This is a genomic window from Rhodococcus sp. ENV425, from assembly GCF_002887785.1.
In the GTDB taxonomy this organism is placed as follows: Bacteria; Actinomycetota; Actinomycetes; order Mycobacteriales; family Mycobacteriaceae; genus Rhodococcus; species Rhodococcus aetherivorans.
Map to the genome: position 1 here is coordinate 2,850 of NZ_PCZU01000301.1, position 1,869 is coordinate 4,718.

The following is a 1,869-nucleotide window of genomic DNA, read 5'->3' on the forward strand; positions in this document are numbered from 1 at the left end:
CGGCGACTGCAGCTGAGCCGTCGCGACGATGGCGCAGGCGTTGTTCTTCGACAGCTTCCACACGCCGTTCTCCGCGACGAAGTCGACGGTGCCGACGGCGGGCTGCTGCGCACCGGCCAGCAGAGTCTCGATGCCGGCGGTGACCGTGCCGTTCTGGTTGTCGTTGACGTCCAGGACGGTGATCTGCGCGCCGGCCTGCTTGGCCGCGGCGGCGACCTGGTCGATCAGGGCGGGATCCTGCTCGGCACCCTGCACGAGGTTCACCTTCTCCTCGGCCGGGACGGTCTCGTCGAACGCCTTGGCCAGCATGGCGTTGAGGTCCTCGACGGTCGGCACCGGCGGGTACTGCGCGGCGGCGGTCGTGGTGCTGGTGGTGGTCTTCGCCGAGGTCGAGGTCGAGCTACCTCCGTCGTCCGAGCTGCAGGCGGACATCGTGAGGGCGGCGGCCAGAGCCACCGTGGCGACAGTGATCTTGCGAAGCTTCAACTTCTCGTCCTTCTCGTTCTCGATCGTGCACGGGTGTACCGTGCTCGGTTCATCCAGCAGCGGATGCTCCACCGGGACAGCGGATCGCCCGTAAGCGTACCCGGCGGTAGTAAGAAGACCGTGAGAGCGGCGGGGCCCGCGCGCTCACCCGAGGCCGGCGAGCGGATCGGCCTCGGAGAGGGCGGGATCGTTCTCGTCGAGGGTGCGGGCCGGCCCCGGCCCGGTCGAGCGCGTCTCGAAGCGGATCGTCACCACGCCGTGCCCGGCGCCCTGCACCCAGCCGTGTCCGAACTCCGGATGCCGCACGTCCGTGCCGGGACGCCACCGCCGTCCCGTCACCGTCGTGACGTGCTCCGGCCCGGCGTCCGGCGACGACTCCACCGGGTCCTCCGGGGGCTGCTCGAGCTCGGGGAACAGCGACTCCTGCCGGATGCTGGACAGGCCGGCGAGGCCGACGCCGACGAGGCGGATCGGGCCGATCTCGAGCGGGTCGAGCGCCAGCCGCTGCGCCGCCGCCGTGAGCGTCGCCACGTCCTCGGTGGCGTACGGCAGCGTCGACGAGCGGGTGAGGATGCTCATGTCGGCCTTGCGCAGCTTGAGCACGACGGTCCGGGCGGCCCGGCCGTCGCGCCGCAACCGGCGATGCGCTGCGGCGGCGCTGCCGGTGACGGCACGTCGCAGCTCGGCGAGGGTGACGATGTCCGTCGGGAACGTCGTCTCGGCGCTGACCTGCTTGGCGTCGGCGCGTTCGACGACCGGTCGATCGTCGTGCCCGTTGGCGAGCCGGTGCAGCGCCGGGCCGACCGTGGCGCCCAGGATCGAGGCCGCCTCCGGGACCGGCAGCGCGGCGAGGTCACCGATCGTGTCGATGCCCAGACGCCGCAGGCGCTCCTCCGACACCGGTCCGATCCCCCACAGCTTGCGTACCGGCAGGCCGTGCAGCAGCGCCAGCTCCTCCTCGGGACGCACGACGAGCGCTCCGTCGGGCTTGGCGAGGCCGGAGGCGATCTTGGCGATCTGCTTGCCGGAGCCGGCGCCGACGGACGCGACGAGGCCGGTGCGGGCCCGCACCTCGTCGCGCAGCCGCGCACAGAACCGTTCCACGTCGTGGTGGGCGGCGCCGGCGAGCTCGGCGGGTTCGGCGAACGCCTCGTCGAGCGACAGCGTCTCGAGCACGGGGATGCGCTCGCGCAACACGTCGAACACGGTCTGGCTGAGCGCCTGGTACAGCACCCCGCGCGGCGGCAGCACCACCGCGGCGGGCCCCACCAGCCGGCGGGCCCGGCTCATCGGCATCGCCGACCGCGCCCCGAAGACGCGGGCTTCGTAGCTGGCCCCGGCGACGACGCCGCGCGCGCCGAGGCCGCCGACGAGCACCGGCCG

At 73.1% G+C, this 1,869-nt stretch carries 2 protein-coding genes; both read right to left on the reverse strand.

Translation table 11 applies throughout. The annotated features are described in order from the left end of the window. Window positions 1–486: hypothetical protein (locus CQZ88_RS28600; protein WP_102800635.1), on the reverse strand; the 486-nt coding region annotated here is incomplete at its 3' end. A 144-nt stretch (window positions 487–630) separates the two neighbouring features. Then, a partial coding sequence (locus tag CQZ88_RS28605) for a DNA polymerase IV (RefSeq protein ID WP_258008862.1) occupies window positions 631–1,869 on the reverse strand: 1,239 nt, incomplete at its 5' end.